17 protein-coding genes are annotated in these 16,789 nt (G+C 66.6%); 8 read left to right on the top strand and 9 right to left on the bottom strand.

From position 1 onward, the window contains the following. Positions 1–143: 143 nt before the first annotated feature. Positions 144–1,385 (top strand): aspartate aminotransferase family protein, encoded by a 1,242-nt coding sequence (locus OG225_RS14855; protein ID WP_405182191.1) that lies wholly within the window; start codon positions 144–146, stop codon positions 1,383–1,385. Positions 1,386–1,414: 29 nt separating this feature from the next. After that, a complete protein-coding gene (locus OG225_RS14850) occupies positions 1,415–1,909 on the top strand; it encodes a DUF3830 family protein (RefSeq protein WP_405183274.1) in 495 nt (164 codons plus the stop codon). Positions 1,910–1,973: 64 nt separating this feature from the next. Here OG225_RS14850 and OG225_RS14845 read toward each other — a convergent pair whose 3' ends face one another. Next, on the bottom strand, positions 1,974–3,374 hold the full coding sequence (locus OG225_RS14845) for an amidase (protein ID WP_405182190.1): 1,401 nt from the start codon (positions 3,372–3,374) through the stop codon (positions 1,974–1,976). Between the two features lie 13 nt (positions 3,375–3,387). Beyond that, complete coding sequence (locus tag OG225_RS14840) at positions 3,388–4,293, bottom strand: D-2-hydroxyacid dehydrogenase (RefSeq protein ID WP_405183273.1); 906 nt, start codon at positions 4,291–4,293, stop codon at positions 3,388–3,390. Between the two features lie 146 nt (positions 4,294–4,439). Here OG225_RS14840 and OG225_RS14835 point away from each other — a divergent pair, with 146 nt between their 5' ends. From OG225_RS14835 to OG225_RS14825, 3 genes are read left to right on the top strand one after another with little or no spacing between them, the layout of a single operon-like run. Further along, positions 4,440–5,180 carry an Asp/Glu/hydantoin racemase gene (locus OG225_RS14835; RefSeq protein WP_405182189.1) on the top strand — a complete coding sequence of 247 codons (741 nt, stop codon included), beginning with the start codon at positions 4,440–4,442 and terminating at the stop codon, positions 5,178–5,180. A 13-nt stretch (positions 5,181–5,193) separates the two neighbouring features. Next, positions 5,194–5,940, top strand: a complete 747-nt coding sequence (locus OG225_RS14830; protein WP_405182188.1) for a maleate cis-trans isomerase — start codon at positions 5,194–5,196, stop codon at positions 5,938–5,940. After that, positions 5,927–6,592, top strand: a complete 666-nt coding sequence (locus tag OG225_RS14825; RefSeq protein WP_405182187.1) for a GntR family transcriptional regulator — start codon at positions 5,927–5,929, stop codon at positions 6,590–6,592. Before OG225_RS14830 ends, OG225_RS14825 begins: the two co-directional genes overlap by 14 nt. Here OG225_RS14825 and OG225_RS14820 read toward each other — a convergent pair. After that, on the bottom strand, positions 6,589–7,233 hold the full coding sequence (locus OG225_RS14820) for a TetR/AcrR family transcriptional regulator (RefSeq protein ID WP_405182186.1): 645 nt from the start codon (positions 7,231–7,233) through the stop codon (positions 6,589–6,591). The two genes, OG225_RS14825 and OG225_RS14820, sit on opposite strands and share 4 nt — an antisense overlap. A 138-nt stretch (positions 7,234–7,371) precedes the next feature. On the opposite strand from OG225_RS14820, the gene OG225_RS14815 reads away from it, so the two are divergent. After that, positions 7,372–8,232 (top strand): TauD/TfdA dioxygenase family protein, encoded by an 861-nt coding sequence (locus tag OG225_RS14815; RefSeq protein ID WP_405182185.1) that lies wholly within the window; start codon positions 7,372–7,374, stop codon positions 8,230–8,232. A 29-nt stretch (positions 8,233–8,261) separates the two neighbouring features. Here the strand turns inward: OG225_RS14815 and OG225_RS14810 are convergent, their stop codons facing one another. Beyond that, positions 8,262–9,092, bottom strand: coding sequence for an acyl-CoA thioesterase domain-containing protein (locus tag OG225_RS14810; RefSeq protein WP_405182184.1), 831 nt, complete (start codon positions 9,090–9,092; stop codon positions 8,262–8,264). A gap of 218 nt (positions 9,093–9,310) precedes the next feature. Between OG225_RS14810 and OG225_RS14805 the strand changes: the two genes are divergently transcribed. Further along, entirely contained in the window at positions 9,311–9,490 is a 180-nt protein-coding gene (locus tag OG225_RS14805; protein WP_405182183.1) for a hypothetical protein, read from the top strand. Positions 9,491–9,502: 12 nt separating this feature from the next. Here OG225_RS14805 and OG225_RS14800 read toward each other — a convergent pair whose 3' ends face one another. The 4 genes from OG225_RS14800 to OG225_RS14785 all read right to left on the bottom strand — a co-directional run bounded on the left by OG225_RS14800 (position 9,503) and on the right by OG225_RS14785 (position 14,341). Continuing rightward, on the bottom strand, positions 9,503–10,645 hold the full coding sequence (locus OG225_RS14800) for a hypothetical protein (RefSeq protein ID WP_405182182.1): 1,143 nt from the start codon (positions 10,643–10,645) through the stop codon (positions 9,503–9,505). A gap of 853 nt (positions 10,646–11,498) precedes the next feature. Beyond that, the gene (locus tag OG225_RS14795; protein ID WP_405182181.1) at positions 11,499–11,819 is read right to left on the bottom strand and encodes an amphi-Trp domain-containing protein; all 321 of its coding nucleotides are present in this window, start codon (positions 11,817–11,819) and stop codon (positions 11,499–11,501) included. A gap of 198 nt (positions 11,820–12,017) precedes the next feature. Continuing rightward, positions 12,018–12,365: a hypothetical protein gene (locus tag OG225_RS14790; RefSeq protein WP_405182180.1), complete on the bottom strand. Its 348-nt coding sequence runs from the start codon at positions 12,363–12,365 to the stop codon at positions 12,018–12,020. Between the two features lie 116 nt (positions 12,366–12,481). After that, complete coding sequence (locus OG225_RS14785) at positions 12,482–14,341, bottom strand: DUF4153 domain-containing protein (protein ID WP_405182179.1); 1,860 nt, start codon at positions 14,339–14,341, stop codon at positions 12,482–12,484. Positions 14,342–14,720: 379 nt separating this feature from the next. Between OG225_RS14785 and OG225_RS14780 the strand changes: the two genes are divergently transcribed. Next, on the top strand, positions 14,721–15,503 hold the full coding sequence (locus OG225_RS14780; protein ID WP_405182178.1) for a class I SAM-dependent methyltransferase: 783 nt from the start codon (positions 14,721–14,723) through the stop codon (positions 15,501–15,503). Between the two features lie 64 nt (positions 15,504–15,567). Here OG225_RS14780 and OG225_RS14775 read toward each other — a convergent pair whose 3' ends face one another. Beyond that, positions 15,568–16,620, bottom strand: coding sequence for a fused (3R)-hydroxyacyl-ACP dehydratase subunits HadA/HadB (locus OG225_RS14775; protein WP_405182177.1), 1,053 nt, complete (start codon positions 16,618–16,620; stop codon positions 15,568–15,570). Positions 16,621–16,789: the final 169 nt, after the last annotated feature.

The raw sequence follows: 16,789 nt of genomic DNA, 5'->3' as shown, positions 1-16,789 counted from the left end.
CGACAACGGTCCTTCCATCCCTGCCGCAGCCGTGGACCATTGCTGCGGACCCTGCTGCCATGTTATGCATATTGTCAACAATCCGACAATAGACCGGCCCGTCGACGTTCACGGACCACCCCCACTCCGGGAGGGCGATCACCATGACCGAACTGTCGCCAGTACTCAAACAAGCCACCCCCGTGGTCGTCGACCACGGCGCGGGCTGCTACCTCTACAGCACCGACGGCACGCGCTACCTCGACTTCACCGCGGGTATCGGCGTCACCAGCACCGGCCACTGTCACCCCCACGTGGTCGCCGCGGCCCAGGCGCAGGTGGCGAAACTGATCCACGGCCAATACACCACGGTCATGCACCAACCGCTGCTCGAACTCACCGAACGGCTCGGCACCGTCCTGCCCGAGGGCCTGGACTCGGTCTTCTACGCCAATTCCGGCAGCGAGGCGGTGGAAGCGGCACTGCGCCTGGCCCGCCAGGCCACCGGACGCCCGAATATCGTGGTGTTCCACGGCGGATTCCACGGCCGCACCGTCGCGGCGGCGACCATGACCACTTCGGGCACCCGCTTCTCGGCCGGATTCAGCCCGCTGATGTCCGGTGTGCACGTGGCCCCGTTCCCCACGGCCTTCCGCTATGGCTGGAGCGAAGCCGAGGCCACCGACTTCGCACTGCGCGAACTGGACTACCTGCTGGCCACCCTCACCTCACCCGCGGAGACCGCCGCGTTCGTGGTGGAACCGATGCTGGGCGAGGGCGGCTACATCCCCGGCAACGCCACGTTCTTCCAGGGCCTGCGCGAACGCGCCGACCGGCACGGCATCCTGGTGATCTTCGACGAGATCCAGACCGGCTTCGGGCGCACCGGAAAGTTCTTCGGCCACCAGCACTTCGGCGCACGCCCCGACGTGATCACCATCGCCAAGGGCCTGGCCAGCGGATTCCCGCTCTCGGGAATCGCGGCCTCGCGCGAACTCATGGGGCGGGCGTGGCCGGGTTCCCAGGGCGGGACCTACGGCGGCAACGCCGTGGCCTGCGCCGCCGCGATCGCCACGCTCGAGGTCATCGAGTCCGAACACCTGGTCGACAACGCCGCCGCCCGCGGCGCCCGACTGCTCAGCGGCCTGCGCGACAGTGCAGGCAAGGCGATCGGCGACGTGCGCGGCCTCGGATTGCTCGTCGGAGCCGAATTCACCACGGCCACCGGCGAACCCGATCCCGAAACTGCCGCCGCGGCGCAACGGCGCGCGGTGGACAAGGGACTGCTGCTGCTCACCTGCGGCGCGTACAGCAACGTCGTGCGCATGATCCCGCCGCTCATCGTGACCGACGACCAGATCGACGACGCGCTCGCCATCTGGTCCGAAGTTCTCGCCGAGCTGTGACCGCGAGCACCGACCCGAAAGCAGGATCCATGGCCCGCTACATCACCATCACACTGACCAAATCCGGAGTGAGCTGCCGCGCGCGCCTGCTGGACCAGGACGCGCCCGGCACCTGCGAGGCGGTGTGGAACTCACTGCCCCACGAGGGCGACGCCTTCCACGCCAAATACGCCCGCAACGAGGTGTACACGCTGGTTCCCAGGATCGGCGCGGCCCCGCACCGCGAGAACCCGACCGTCACCCCGATCCCCGGCGATGTCTGCCTGTTCGATTTCGAACCGTGGGAGATCGGCAATCCCGCCTACGGTTACGACCCCGGTTCGGCGGCCCATCACGAACTCGGCGCGACCGATCTCGCGATCTTCTACGGCCGCAACAATCTGCTGATCAACGGTGACATGGGCTGGGTGCCCGGCAATGTCTTCGCGACCATCGAGGACGGCCTCACCGATATCGCCGCCGCCTGCAACAAGCTGTGGCTGCACGGCGTGCACGGCGAGACCCTGGCGTTCGCCCGCGCCTGACAGATGAACGAAATACCCCCTGCGACGATCGGTTGTCGCAGGGGGTATTTCGCGCTCGACCGGGTCAGGCGGACAGCACGAGTTCGGCGTAGCGGGCCACGGCGAGGACCAGATCGTCGGAATGACGTGGACCAACGATCTGCAACCCCACCGGCAGACCCGCCGCGGTGGTGCCCACCGGAATGCTGATCGCGGGCTGCTGGGTCATGTTGAACGGGTAGGTGAACGGGGTCCACTGCGCCCAGCTGTCCATACCGCTGCCCGGGGGCACGTCGTGGCCCGCCTCGAACGCCGTGATCGGCATCGTCGGCGTGATCAGCACGTCGTAGGCGGTGTGGAACTCACCCATCCTGACGCCGACACGCGCCGCGACGTCGCGGGCCTCGAGGTACTCGACCGCGCCGACACCGTCACCGCGCTCCCACACCGTCCGCAGCGCCGGATCCACCCGCTCACGGGAACCCTCGGGCAGTTTCGCCAGCATGGTCGCCGCCCCGGCCGCCCACAGCGCCTCGAACGCCTCGCGTGGATCGGCGAAGCCGGGATCGGTGTCGATGACCCGCAATTCGGCCTCGGCGAGACGCCGCACGGCCGCGTCGACGAGTCCGGCGACCTCGGAGTCGACCTCGGCGTAACCCAGTGTCGGCGAATAGGCGACGGTCAGGCCGCGCACGTCACGCGTCATCTGCCCGCGGAAGGTGGTGATCATCGGCGCGAGCGCGGTCGGGTCGCGCGGATCGGGTAGCGACAGGATATCCATCAGCAGTGCGGCGTCCTCGACGGTTCGGGTCATCGGGCCCGCGTGCGCGAGTGGTCCGAACGGACTGGCCGGATACAGCGGGATCCGCCCGTGGGTCGGCTTGAATCCGACGATCCCGCAGAACGACGCCGGAATACGGATGCTGCCGCCGCCGTCGGTGCCGACCGACACCGGTCCCATTCCCGCCGCCACCGCCGCCGCGCTGCCGCCCGAGGAGCCGCCCGCGGTGGTCGTGGGATCGGCCGGATTGCGGGTGATGCCGGTCAACGGGCTGTCGGTGACCGCCTTCCAGGCGATTTCGGGGGTCGTGGTCTTGCCGAGGAAGACCATCCCGTCCGCGCGCAGCCGCGCCGCGACCGGACTGTCCTCGGTCCAGGGCCCGCTCGGATCGATCGAGGTCGATCCGCGCCTGGTCGGCCAGCCCTCGGTGAGGAAGATGTCCTTGATCGAGATCGGCACGCCGTCGAGCAGGCCGCGCACGTGGCCGGACTGCCAGCGCGCCTCGGAATCCTTGGCCTGCACCAGGGCACGATCGGGGTCGACCAGGCAGAAGGCGTTCACGGCCTCGTCACGCGCGGTGATCGTTGCCAACACGGCCTCGGTCACCTCGACGGGGGACAGGACTCCGGCGGCGTAGGCCGAGACCAGTTCGACGGCTGTCATGGCGACCGGATCGGTAGGCGGAGTGTTCCGGGGGTTGCTCATGGCGTGGGCTCCTTCAGCCGGGCACATACCCCAGCTCCTTGTCGACGACGTTGTCCAGCGGCCGGTCGGCGATCCAGTTCTCGAAGTTCTCGACGAACGCGGTGACGACTCCGCCGCGCCAGCCCATGAAGTCGCCCGAATTGTGCGGGGTGATCATCACATTGGGCAGCTGCCACAGCGGGTGCCGAGCCGGCAGCGGCTCGGGATCCACCACGTCCAGGGCCGCACCGGCGATCGATCCGTCGCGCAGCGCGGCGACGAGATCGTCGGTGACAACGAGTTCCCCACGGCCCACGTTCACAAACCTGGCGTGTGGTTTCATCGCGGCGAAAGCTCTCGCGTCGAACATGTTCCGGGTTTGCGGGGTCAGCGGCGCGATGGCGACGACGTAGTCCGCACCGGGGAGTTCGGCGTACAGGTCGACGCCGACGGTCCCGAAATCCGGATCCTCGGCGCGGGCGCGACGGCCCACGGCCCGCACCGTCATCCCCGCCGCGCGCAACAAGCGCGCGATCGCCCGCCCGATCGGCCCGGTGCCCACGACCAGCACGGTCGCGCCCGAGATCCGTTCGGACTCGCGATGGCGCCACACGCCGCGCTGTTGCAGTCGCAGCGAACCCGGCAGATCCTTGGCGAAGGAAAGGATCTGTCCCAGTACGTATTCGGCGATGGCGGAGTCGAACAGCCCACGCGTATTGGTGACGACGACATCGCTCGAGCGCACCTCGGGGAACATCACCGGATCCACCCCGGTAGATCCCATGTGGATCCAGCGCAGCGCGTCGGCCGCGTGCCACGCTCCGGGCAGCGCTCGGGTGAGGAAGTCGTAGACGAACAGGACCTCGGTGCCGCGCAGTGCCGTACTCAGGCCCGATGCGTCGGTGTAGCGGACGGCGGCACGCTCACGGACGGGGGCCATGAGATTTTCGTCGGGCAGGCTGTCGCCGTGCAGGACGGTGATAATCGGACCCTGTTCCACATTGACACACTAAAAACCCATCGTATGATTGTCAACAATCCGATCGTGTTCGGAGGTCTGCCCGGCTGAGCGCGAGAGGGGCCGTAGTGGAACTCAGCTTCCCAGAGATAGAGGGACCCGTAGCCCAACGCGGCATCGGGATCATCGCTCCGTTCGACCTCGCGCTCGAACGCGAACTCTGGCGGTGGGCACCCCTGGAAGTGAGTCTGCATCTGGCTCGCACACCCTACGAACCGGTGCCGGTATCCCTCGCGATGGCCGAACTGGTCTCCAACCCGCTGCACCTGACCGCCGCGACCCGCGACATCATGCACGTGGAACCGGAGGTCATCGCCTACCTGTGCACCTCGGGCAGTTTCATCAACGGCCTCGAGCACGAGCGGTCACTGCGCGACACCATCTGCGCGGCGGGCGCCCGCGACGCCGTCACCACATCCGGCGCGCTCATCGAGGCCATCCGTCATCTCGACATCCGCAGGATCTCGGTGATCACCCCCTACGACGAGGTCCTCACCCGCAAACTGCACGACTTCCTCGGCCAGGCCGACTGCGCGGTCATCCGCTCCGACCACCTCGGATTGGGCGGCGGCATCTGGAAGGTCAACTACCGCACCATCGCCGAACGAATCATCGGCGCCGACGATCCCCGGTCCCAGGCCGTGTTCGTCAGCTGTACCAACCTGCCTACCTACGATGTCATCGAGCCGCTCGAACAAGCACTGGGCAAACCCGTACTCACCGCCAACCAGCTCACCATGTGGGCTTGTCTGGGCCGGATGAAACTTCCGATGATGGGTCCGGGAAAGTGGCTACACAACGTCTTCTGAACGGAACCGACCCATGCGCGCACCCACCATCGGCTTCATCTACCCCGACCACGCCGCCGAGGACGACTATCCCTTGGCGGCAACGGCATTGGGCGCGGCGGGGCTCGACGTGGAATTGCCGGTCGCGCACATCTACGGCACGGATCTGCACGCCGTCCCCGAACTGCTCGACCTCGGCAGCCCCGACAAACTGCGCCACGGCGCCGACCTGCTCGCCCCGCACCGCCCCGCCGCGGTCGTGTGGGCGTGCACGTCGGGCAGTTTCGTCTACGGCCCACGCGGGGCCCGCGACCAGGTCGAGGCACTCGCCCGAGCCGCGGGAGTACCCGCGACCAGCACCAGCCTCGCCTTCGCCGACGCCGCCCGACACCTCGGCGTGCGCGCCGTCGCGGTGGCCGCGAGCTACCCCGACGACGTCGCCGAACTGTTCGTCGAATTCCTCGCCGACGCCGGCGTGGAGGTCGTCTCCCTGTCCAGTGCCGGGATCGACACCGCCGCCGAAGTCGGCACCATGACCGCCGACGAGGTCAGGAAACTGGCCGAGTCCAACGATCATCCCGACGCCCAGGCGATACTCGTCCCCGACACCGCCATGCACACCCTCGCGGTACTGCCCGAACTCGAAGCGGCCCTGGGCAAAACGGTACTCACCGCGAATCAGGTCACCATCTGGGCGGGACTGCGGCTGGCCGGTCTCACCCCGACCTGCCCGGCACTGGGCACCCTCTTCGCCGAAGGAAGACCCCATGTCGATCGTTGATTTCGAACCGGTCAACAAACGCTCCACCGCGGAGATGATCGCCGACCGGCTGCGCGAGGCCATCATGCGCGGCAGCCTCGCGCCCGGATCCCAACTCGGCGAGGCCGACCTGGCCGCACGATTCGAGGTGTCACGAGGCCCCATCCGCGAAGCGATGCAGCGTCTGGTCTCCGAAGGCCTGCTCTACAGCATCCGCAATCGCGGCATCTTCGTCATCGAACTCACCATCGACGACGTGATCGACATCTACCGAGCCAGAACCGCCATCGAAGGCGGCGCGCTGGAACTCATCCTGACCAGTTACCGCGACCGCGCCGAGGCGGCACTGGGCCCGAGCGTCGAGTCGATGTGCGCGGCCGCCGAACGCGGCGACCCCGTGGGAGTCTCCGACGCCGACCAGGCATTCCACGAGGCGCTGGTGGAATGCGCGGGCAGCCCGCGCCTGGTCCGCGCCGCGCGAACCCTGCTGATCGAGACCCGGATGTGTCTTGGCGCCCTCCAGACCACCTACCCTGATCTGCGCGATCAGGCCCGCGAACACGTCGACCTGCGCGCGGCGGTCGCCGCCGGACCACCGCAGCGGGCGCGGGCGCTGCTGGTCGAACACATGGAGGACGCCGTCCAACGGCTGGCGGGCCGTTCCGCGGTCTAACGCGTCCGCGCGCCCCGCAGGAACAGATCGACCGCGTGCACCAGGTGACGCTGTCGTTCCACGGGACTGCGGTACACGCCGAAGTCGGCCAATCGCGCGGGCAGGATCTCCACCACCGCGATGAAGTGTTCGGCCGCCAACTCGATGTCGTCGAGATCGAGGACCCCCGCCTCGACATGGTGGCGCAGCACGTCCATCACCTGCTGTTGGCGGCGCGACCAGCCGAACGAGTCGGCGGCGAGCGCGAATTCGGGGAATCGGTGCGCTTCGGTCCTGGCGATCTTGTGCAGTTGCACGATATCGGGATCAAGCGCGTGGTCGAGCGCTCCGCGACCGATCGCTATCAGGGTGCCGCGCAGGTCGTCGTCATCGGTGGGGGCGGGATCGGGCGGCACGGCCCGGCTCAACGCCCAGGGGATGACATCGAGGAAGACCGCCCGTTTGTCGGGATAGCGTGCGTAGAGGGTGGCCTTCGCGGTCCCGGCGGCTTCCGCGATCGCCACCATGGTGGTCGCGTCGTAGCCGTTCTCGAGAAATGTCCGGACCGCCGCGTCGCGCAGTCGCTGATGAAGCGCCGCGGCTTCGGCGTGCGTCGGACGGCCGCCTCGTCGCTCCACTCCCACCGGACGGTTTCGCACCACCTCACGACTCTACGACGTCGCGGGCGCCGACCGTGCCGAGATGTCGAAATAACTAGACACCTATGTATAGTTATCGGTGCGGCGACACCGACGCTGATCGCGGTCGCATCGTCGCGACGCCCCGCGAAGGAGATCTTCATGCCCCAATCCCCAGCGCCACAATCCGTTTCGGACGCGACCGACACATTGAAGACGGTGGACCTGACCCCGCGTATCGCCACCGCGATCCACTCCGACAAGACAGCGCTGCTGAGCGGCGTCCACGCCGCCGAGCTACGCGACCTCCTCGAACAACGAGGAGTGCTGGTGTTCCCGCAGATCGGATTCACCGACAGCGAGCACATCGCGTTCACCAAGACGTTGGGCACATTCGCCCCCGAACGCAGCGGCGAGGAGGTCTACAACGTCACCCTCGACACCGCGGTCAACAAACAGGCCGACTACCTCAAGGGTTCGCTGTACTGGCATATCGACGGCACCATGAACGAGGTCCCGATCCGGGCCTCGCTGCTCTCGTCGAAAGTCCTGCCCGCCGACGGCGGCGGCGACACCGAGTTCTGCAACACCTACGCCGCCTATGACGACCTGTCCGAGGAGGACAAGGAACGTCTCGAGCAGTTGCGGGTCATGCACTCGGCCTGGAACACCCTGTTCTACTACGACCCCGAACCCGACTACCGGACCCTGCGCCGGATGATGGCCATCGGCGACCGCGAGCTGCCGCTGGTGTGGACACATCAGTCCGGACGCAAATCGCTTGTCCTCGGATGCACCGCACGCCACGTCATCGACACGGAATTCCGCGAGAGCGTGGACCTGCTGGTGCGCCTGCGCGACTGGGCCACCCAACCGCAGTTCGTCTACCGCCACAGCTGGTCTGTCGGCGACCTGGTGATCTGGGACAACACCGGAACCATGCACCGGGCCACGCCCTACAACCCGGACTCCGGGCGACTGCTGCACCGCACCAAACTCGAAGGCGAAGAACCGTTCGAGTGATCGGACGGCTTCAATGCCGCTGACCGAGATCAGGTCGACGTGGCGGCACCGCGCGCGCCGGTCGGACGAAAGCCGCCGTTGGCGATGCCGACCGTCACGGCGGTGCCGATCGGGCCGCGCCTGTCGAACAGGGCGACCGAAGCCGTGGCGATCCCGGCTTCGCTGTTGTGCGTCAGCCCCGCCATGCCCACCGAGGCACCTTCGGGTAGTCGAGACAGCGTCAGCGTGTAGTCGGCGTTGATGAAATGCAACCCGCTCGCACCGTAATTCGCGACGGCACTGGCGGAATCGGCCACCATGACCGCACGCGTCAGCGGCGTCAACTTCTCGCCGCTGACCAGGGGAGTGAGGTAGGTGAGCCAGATGAACTTCTGGCTCGCGCTCTCCCACGACCCCAGATCCACGCCCGGCACGCCGGGGTCGTCGGCGCTGTAGATGAGGCCGTGGCTCGCCGAACCGGCGGGCGGAGCCGTCGGAATCTCCGGTGGCGGCGGCATCTGTATCGGCGACGTCCAGACCTGGTTGGGTGACTGCTCGCCGCGCCGCAGGTAGACCGCACGCGCGTGGGCGACCTCGGTGCCGTCTTGAACCATCGCGGCGTCGACCACGCAGATACGTCTGCCTCGGCGACGGATCGTGGTCTTCACGGTGACCGGTGCGAGCAGGGCTCGACCCGACAGGTCGACCGTCACCCTGGTCGGATGCAACTCGGTGTCGTTCACGCACCGTTCGATCGCCCTGCTCAGTAACCCGCCCACATACTGTCCGCTGATGAAGTCTCCCCAGGGGCCGCGGGCAAGCGGGGTGGGAACACAACTCTCACCCTCTGCGACGAATACGCCGTGCGGAGACTCGCTCATGAACAACCTCACCCTCCGACGTGATCGTTCGTGCCGATCCGGCCGTCGAGACAGCACGGAGTCGAACCGTCACCGACCACGAAACAGTTCGGACAACTGTCCGCACAATAGTTCAGATTCGAGTGGTGCACAAACGGTCGACCCCGGATCCCCCGTAGAGTCTCGTCGCGTTGCTGCTGTTCCTGATGAACCTGCACCTGCGCGCCTGATACCTGCCGGTGATCGCCGTCGCGGACCTCGGGTCGATGGTGGCCTCCTCCGCGACCGCCGCCTCCTTCGCTGAACACGCCGACACCGCGGGACTGCGCGAACTCGCGTGGGTCATGTTCGGCGCGAGCATCCTCTACCTGCTGCTCACCGTCTTCGACCGTTCCCTCGGCCGTGTGGCGCGGATCTAGACGTGCGTCGTCTCAGTGTTCACGACCGGACAGGCGGCGATACTCCCGCGCTATGGACCGACGGAGCGGGGAGTAGTCGACGGCGAACAGTGCCCAGATTCCAGCCAGGGGCACGACGGTGGTGATGATATGTGTTGTGGAGAAGCCGATTTGCGCGAGCGCGGGCACCAGCGCGGCGACGCTCGCGGCGGCCGAGATCGCGAACAGACCCTGGAACCGGCGTAGTTCGACCTCGCTGCGGTAGTCGCCGAGCTGGCGAGTGTGGCTTTCCAGGGCGCGCAGCCGGGCCTGTGCGGTGTCGTGATGCTTGCTGACTTCGAAGTGGGCTTCGAGATCCTCTGCCACGCGCAGCATCTCGGGGTCTTTGAGCATGACGTTGAGGTTGCGGGTCTCCGCCAGATACGCGGCCGCCAGTGCCAGTTGGCTGGCCGACAGTACGTGTGCATCGGCGTGTCGCCACCCCGCACGCAGTTGCGAGGTGGTGACCTCGTGGGCGTTGATCCACATCTGGCAGACACACCAGTGCGTGTGAATGAGATTCAGCAACCCGAGAACGGACGCCGTGTCGATATCGGAGGCCCTGGTCAGCCCACGGATCACCGTCGACCATCCCGAGCTGGCGACTTCGACGGTGCCCGCGCGGAAGAATGTGGACTCGGCGTCGTCGGTGGTGTCGCCGGTGCTCGACAGCCAGAGCAGTTGGCGCGCGGTCGAATCCGCGAGGTCCTGCCGGTCACCGATCCAGCAGATCCGGTAGTCGTGGAACGCGTAGAGGAACGGGCGCGGCTCGACGAACCGAGCGACCGCCTCGCGTAGCCGAATGATGATGCCCGCGTGCAGATCCAACTCCGATTCGGGAGCGATCGCCACCTGGTTGCTCAAGCTCGCGCCGAGTGCGCCCATTCTGTCCAGATATGGGATGTAGTCCCGATTCTTCCAATCGATGATGTCGTCGTAGACCCTCAGCAGGTCGGCCACCGCCTCGTCGGAGGACAGTCGATAGTTGATCGACGCGATGCCCAGCCAGGGAAACAGTTGCAGTTGGCGCGTATAGCGCCACACGACACCCCCGAGGTCGACCCGCCCCTCGGGAAGTGTGTGGCGAATGATCGGCGCGTGACCCGCGAGATAGGAAAGGTTCCAACTGCGCAGCAAGGCCGGATCGGGGGTGGACGGTCCGTGCCGAACAGCGAAATCCCCACCTACTCAACAGTACACAGACCTGGTCGGTGGGCGAGTCGTCCGAGATCGGCGTCGAATCGCGCGGTGTGTGGAGGCGCCGCGAATGATCAGACAACGTGTCGGCGCGGTCCACCGTGAAAGTGCAGACCACTCTCTACACCCATTAATTCGTCACAGTGACGTAATTCTACGTGCAGATCGAAGCAGGGGGGAGGGGGCTCGGATCGACTCGAGCGCACAGGCAAAGATGGCTCGATTCGCCGAATGAGAGTGGCCACGATCGCGCAACTCGGATCGCCGACGACCATTTCAAGATCCGCGCTGACAGAAATCACACCGGGCCCGCCGGGCTCGAAACCGCATCGGCGGCACCGAATCGTCACCGTGACGAAACTGAGTGGCTGGATGGTTATTCATCGAGTCATCAGCCACACAAGCAACTTACGTCACTGTGACACAACGAAAACTGCATAAATATACGAAGATCAACAGAAACAGTCGACCAACAACCACCTTTTATCGGAAAACACCACACATCCGGACACTGCCAACTCTTCCCGGATCACTACCAACTTTTTCCGGAACGGACAACTGACTTCAGACTATTTCCATGTGGCATAAATGAGGCGGATTTTAACGCCGATAATCTACATTATGTCAACTTACCGCTCACCCTCGGCCGACCCACCGACCCACGGGATCGACCACAGCTAGGCCGCGGCCTCGGCGTCCAGTGCGGTCAGGGTGTCTGCGTAGCGAGTGAGGTAGTCAGTGATCTGCCCGTGGCTGATACCCATATCTCAACCGTGGACACAAAGCGCGCGAATCACTTGGCCGTGGCCTTACGTGCCCGGGCCCGCCGAGCGGCCTTACGCGGTACCGCGGGCACCGCATCCAGGTCGCCCCCGGATTCGCCGGACGGATTATCGCGCCAACTGATCTCGATCTCGATTTCCGTCTTGTCGCCGTCGACTTCGATCTCGAGTTCCCATTCGACGTGGTCGCCGACGACGATTTCGATCGAATCGCCACCCGACCCCATTTCCACCTCCGAGCCACTCGCGAGGGCATGTCCGATCGCGATGAGTCGCTCGGAGACCTCTTTGCGGGAGAGTTCGGACTTACTCTTGATCTCCAACTTCGGCACGACGACTCCTGACCTGGGTTCAGTGTGGACGTGCACTCACCGTAACCGCCGCAGCGGGCCGAACAGCGCGAACCGGCGATAAAACCGACGTGTTGGTACCGCCGGGTGTGGGCGACGGATGTGCGGTTCGAACTCGCGCCTACGGGCAACCGCACGGCGGATCTGCGGCACCCGACCGGTGCGGCCGACTCCCCCGGCTCAGTGTTGCCCGGGACGTCCCCACACCGACGGATCCGGTGGATCCCAGCCGTCGGCACCCGGCAGTTCGGAGTCCGGCACGGGCGGTGGTCCGGCGGCGCGACGCTGCGGAGGCAACGTGGTGGGCCTCTGGTTTCTCGGCCGTGATCGACGAACCCTCGGGCGAAGCACCAGGATCAGTGCGACAACTCCACCGATGACCACCGGTACCAACAGGATCGTCAGCCAGATCAGATAACGCGTCAGCTGTAGAAACCGTGCCGAGTCGGGAGGCGGTTCGAGTTCGGGACCCTGCTGTGCGAGCACGTCGCCGACGATGTCTTGGGCGGCGAGAACGACGGTATTCACGGACCCCCCCCCAAAAAAAAGTCCGTTACTTCAACTGAATACGCTTCATTCTGGCATGCACGTCACCGGGCAGATCATCAACACCGAAGGCGGCTTCCGCCGATCGAACTGATCCCTCAGCGTGTCCGTGCACGCGAGCGATTCCACGAACTCCACGAATCGTCGGGTATGTCGGCGCGAATCGAAGACTGGATCGGGGTGCCCATCGGGGCGGGTAAACGAGTCAGCGCGGGCAGGATATCCGGGGACAGCGTTGTCAGGTATTCGGTGTCGAGTGATTCGCCGTGTTCCCAGCGGTCGATGTTGCGGTCGGCGATCAGCCGTTCCGGGTCGATGAGCGCCAGTGCGAGCAGTGTCGCGAAGGCGGTGCCGAGGGCGGCGCGCGGCAGCCAGGTGAGGTCCAGCCGCGGCAACGCGGCCAGTATGAGCACGAAGATCAGGCCGAGCCAGAGTTCGAAGACTTCGACCAGTAGCCGAAGCACCGTGAACCCGTACGCCTGCTGGTAGGTCCACATTCGCGCCAAGGCCGACGCGACGATCACCAGCGACAGTGTGCTCACCGCGCCGGTCAGGGTTCGCAACCACGCGCGGTCGGTGGCGTTGTCCCTGCCCGCGAGGTGCAATACGACCATGATGACGGCGAGGGTGAGCACCGAGACGATCGACAGCTGCCAGAAACCCGTGCGGGCGTATTCGGAGTAGGTGAGACCGGAGGTGCGCTGCACATAGTCGTCGCCGCCGAACAGTGCGACGAATTGGACCGCGACGAACAGCGCGAACAGCACGGTCAGTGCACCCATCGGCAGCGCCCATTCCTGGCGACGCAGACCACGCTCGGGGGCGGTGTCCACGGCCGTGGGCGGTGGTCCCGCCAGCAGATACATCGCCCCCAGCGAACCTGCTCCGACCACGACGAACAGTGAAATCCACCGCAGGACCGTGCCGGTGCCGATTTCGGGCACCACATCACCGACCAGTGCGCCGAATGTCGCGTCGGCGCTTCCGAGCAGCGGGACCAGCACCGCGAGCAGCGCGCCGGTGACCAGGATCGACCAACTGGTTCGTACGGAGGGCCCATTGCCGCGAATCCCCTCCGCTCGCGCGTAGGCCCACGGGACAGCCGCCGATATCGTGGCCAACGGTACCGCCACGACGTCGTGCCAGGTGCCCCGAGCCGTGCGCCGTCCGATCACCGCGAGGGAGCCCGCGACCGACGCCGCGATCGCGCACAGCACGAACAGCCACCCCGCGGCACGGAACGTACCCACCGACAGCAGGCCGAGACCTATCGCGGTCCACCAGATCCGTTCACGATTGCGCACCACGCGGGCCAGTGGTGACACGCTTCGATTGTCCTGGGCCGCTTCGGAATCGATCACGGCGACGGCGGCCGCACTCCCCGATACCGTCGACGTGGACGGGACCTCCGCCGCGCGCGCCGCCGGTACCGAAAGGTTCGGCTCGGCGGACCTTCTCGCCCGCCGATCGACCTCGAATATCACCACCGCGGTGACGGCGGCGGCAAGTAGCCAGCCCAGGCCGGGGCGATCCAGCGGAATCGCGGCCGCCGCGACGGTTCCGCTGACAACCGCGGCGGGCAGCACTCCGGGTGGGCACACGACCCGACGCCAGCGCGGAACATGTTCGTACGGTGCGGAGCCGCCGGGCGCGGTCGGCCATCCCGCGGGGGCCGGACCACTCGGCACGGAAACCGGTGTCACCGAGGGCATCGGCCCCGGCGGTGGAATCGGTGTGTGGTCCGCGTCGGTGACGGTGGACCGCTTCTCCGTCTCGGGTTCGGGGGCCGACGGTTCGGATTTCGGCGCGGCCCGTTGCACAGTCGTTGTCGTCACGGCGCGGTGGTCGTCCGAAGATTTCGCGGCCGCGTCGTCGACGGTGGTGTGCGCGGTGCTGTCCGACGTCGGCTCGGCCGTGTCGGCCGCGCGTTCGTCCGTCTGGTCGCCGTGGTCGGTCATCGACCCCTCCCCGTCACCGCTGCGCTGTGTGCCATGAGGGGGACCCTAGCCAGACGGTGTGGAGAGCAGACGCGTCAAATGTGGAGATTCGGCGTGGGTCCGCACCGAGATCGCCACGGCCCGAGCCGTTGTCGGTCCCCGCGCGCCCGGCCGCACGCATACCATCAGGCATCCAAACCGCCGCGGCCCTCACACCCGACGCCGTCGATCGGCCAGCGATGGCACAGCCGGTGGACGGCAAGCCGGTCCGGCCACGCGGCGAAACCGAGGCTCAGCGCGGGCGAACTGTTCTGCCCGTGAGCAGAACGCTCGGCAGCTACGAAGGGATCGCGTCCGGATAATCCGTTGCCGCCACGCTCACCGACGGACAGTATTCGGTATGACTTCCGATCTCGTACAACACTATTCGACTGTGTCGGAGGGCGATCGCCTGTTCAGGACCGCACACGGCCGTCTGGAATTCCTTCGAACGCAACAATTGGTGCGCCGTGTCCTGACGTCGCCGGTGCGGGTGCTCGATGTCGGTGGCGGGACCGGCGTGCATGCCCGATGGCTGGCCGCTGACGGTCATTCGGTACATCTCCTCGACCCCGTCCCCGAACATGTCGAGGCGGCCGCGGCGCTGCCCGGAGTCACCGCACAGGTCGGCGACGCACGACGCCTGCCGACCGCCGACAACTCGGTCGACGCCGTCGTGATGCTCGGTCCGCTGTACCACCTCACGGACTCCGCCGACCGGACGACCGCGTTGCGCGAGGCTGTGCGAGTTCTTCGCCCCGGTGGGATTCTCATCGCGGCGGCGATCAGCCGCTACCTGTCGGCGTTGGAATCCGGCACGAACGGCTCGCTCGACGACACCCTCGCCTCTTCGGTACGGAAGGTGATAGCGACCGGCGAATACGACGGCCACGTCGGTTTCATGCCGACCCGCTGGCATACCGCCGACGAGTTGCGTTCCGAGGTCGAAGCGGCCGGTCTCGTCGACGTCCGGATCTACGGCGTCGAGGGCCCCGCCTGGATGGCCCTCGACCAGGCAGGCCCGGGCGGCGACCCGGCACTCACGACAGCCGCCCTACGATGCGCGCACCTGCTGGAGCAGGACCCACGGATCATCGACACCAGCGCGCACCTCCTGGCCATAGCCCGAACCGCGTCGACCTGACGCAAGTCCCTGGAACTCGCTGGTGGCGGCCGACGATGGTTCGTCGGCCCTCGCACCGGTCTGCTCAGCGGAACTGCATATTGGTGGTCGCCAAGCCGAAGATCTTGCGGCCACCGGACTTCGCCACGATATTGACGACCGCGCCGCGGGTCGCCGGATCGAGGGATTTCACGCGGCCGGTGTATTCGATATCCCCGCCTTCCTTGGCGTCGACCAGGGCGAAATTCGACAGGCGGACACCGTATCGGGTGACGGCTCCCGGGTCGCCCGACCAGGTGGAAACGAAGCCGGCGCCCAGGCCCATGGTCAGCATGCCGTGGGCGATGACGTCGGGCAGACCGGCCAGCCGCGCCACCCTGTCGTCCCAGTGGATGGGGTTGCCGTCACCGGAGACGCCGGAGTAGTTCACCAGGTCACCGCGGGAGATGCGCGCGTTACGGATCGGGAGTTCGTCGCCTACACTCAGATCATCGAACGAGGCTGCGGTGCAAGGGATCCGGGCGGCACCTTCCAAGGACAGGGTCAGCTCCCCCTCCGGGCGGCGCGGAGTCGGCTGCGCGCGGATGGCGGCGATCTCCTCGGCGGTCCGGCCGCGACCGAGGATGTTCACGCCGTGCACCATGATGTTCTCCACGGCGTGGGTGATCTCCGGATCCACCCCTTCACCGGCGATGCCGACGACGGTGGTGTGCATGATGTGCACGACCTCGCCGGACCCGTCGGTGAAGGTGTTGGTGACGGTGATGAGGTCCTTGCCCGCGATCCGGCGCACCGAGGACAACTCGACGTCGGTGACGAGCGTGTCGCCCGCGACGATCGGCTTGTACTGCTCGAAAACCTGCTCGGTCTGCACGAACATGTCGTAGCCGACCACCACGGTCTCGAACAGCAGCCGATTGGCGGCCATCGCCGGAATCGAGGTGAAGGTCAGTGGCGCGACCAGACCGCTGTAGCCGAGTTCCGCCGCCGCGTCCTCGTCCCAGTGCGCGGGGTGGTAGTCCTGCACCGCCCGCGCGTATTCGCGGATCTTCTCCCGCCCGACCTCATAGGTGCTTTCGGCCTGGTAATAGTGCCCCACTTGTGACGCGACATCGGGTGCATCGACTACCGAACTCACGTGAACCTACCCTTTGCTCGAGGAACGGACCCCCGGCACGATATCGGAAAGCCGGGTGCGATCGTGCCAGGACAGACGGATCCGAGCGAGCACGACAGCGCGTCGGACGAAACGATGTGACAGATCATGGCGGTGTCGCAGCCCGCGACGACACCGCGACGACGTTCGA

The organism is Nocardia sp. NBC_01377, from assembly GCF_045040005.1.
GTDB classification, from domain to species: Bacteria; Actinomycetota; Actinomycetes; order Mycobacteriales; family Mycobacteriaceae; genus Nocardia; species Nocardia noduli.
Note: the sequence above shows the minus strand (reverse complement) of the source record. Positions and strands in the feature narration are given on the sequence as shown.

Bases quoted from the DNA above. Each gene is read 5' to 3' on its own strand.
- OG225_RS14815 (WP_405182185.1), top strand. From the start codon at position 7,372: ATGCCCCAATCCCCAGCGCCACAATCCGTTTCGGACGCGACCGACACA.
- OG225_RS14855 (WP_405182191.1), top strand. From the start codon at position 144: ATGACCGAACTGTCGCCAGTACTCAAACAAGCCACCCCCGTGGTCGTC.
- OG225_RS14785 (WP_405182179.1), bottom strand. From the start codon at position 14,341: ATGACCGACCACGGCGACCAGACGGACGAACGCGCGGCCGACACGGCC.
- OG225_RS14780 (WP_405182178.1), top strand. From the start codon at position 14,721: ATGACTTCCGATCTCGTACAACACTATTCGACTGTGTCGGAGGGCGAT.
- OG225_RS14830 (WP_405182188.1), top strand. From the start codon at position 5,194: ATGCGCGCACCCACCATCGGCTTCATCTACCCCGACCACGCCGCCGAG.
- OG225_RS14840 (WP_405183273.1), bottom strand. From the start codon at position 4,293: ATGGCCCCCGTCCGTGAGCGTGCCGCCGTCCGCTACACCGACGCATCG.
- OG225_RS14845 (WP_405182190.1), bottom strand. From the start codon at position 3,374: ATGAGCAACCCCCGGAACACTCCGCCTACCGATCCGGTCGCCATGACA.
- OG225_RS14810 (WP_405182184.1), bottom strand. From the start codon at position 9,092: ATGAGCGAGTCTCCGCACGGCGTATTCGTCGCAGAGGGTGAGAGTTGT.
- OG225_RS14825 (WP_405182187.1), top strand. From the start codon at position 5,927: ATGTCGATCGTTGATTTCGAACCGGTCAACAAACGCTCCACCGCGGAG.
- OG225_RS14850 (WP_405183274.1), top strand. From the start codon at position 1,415: ATGGCCCGCTACATCACCATCACACTGACCAAATCCGGAGTGAGCTGC.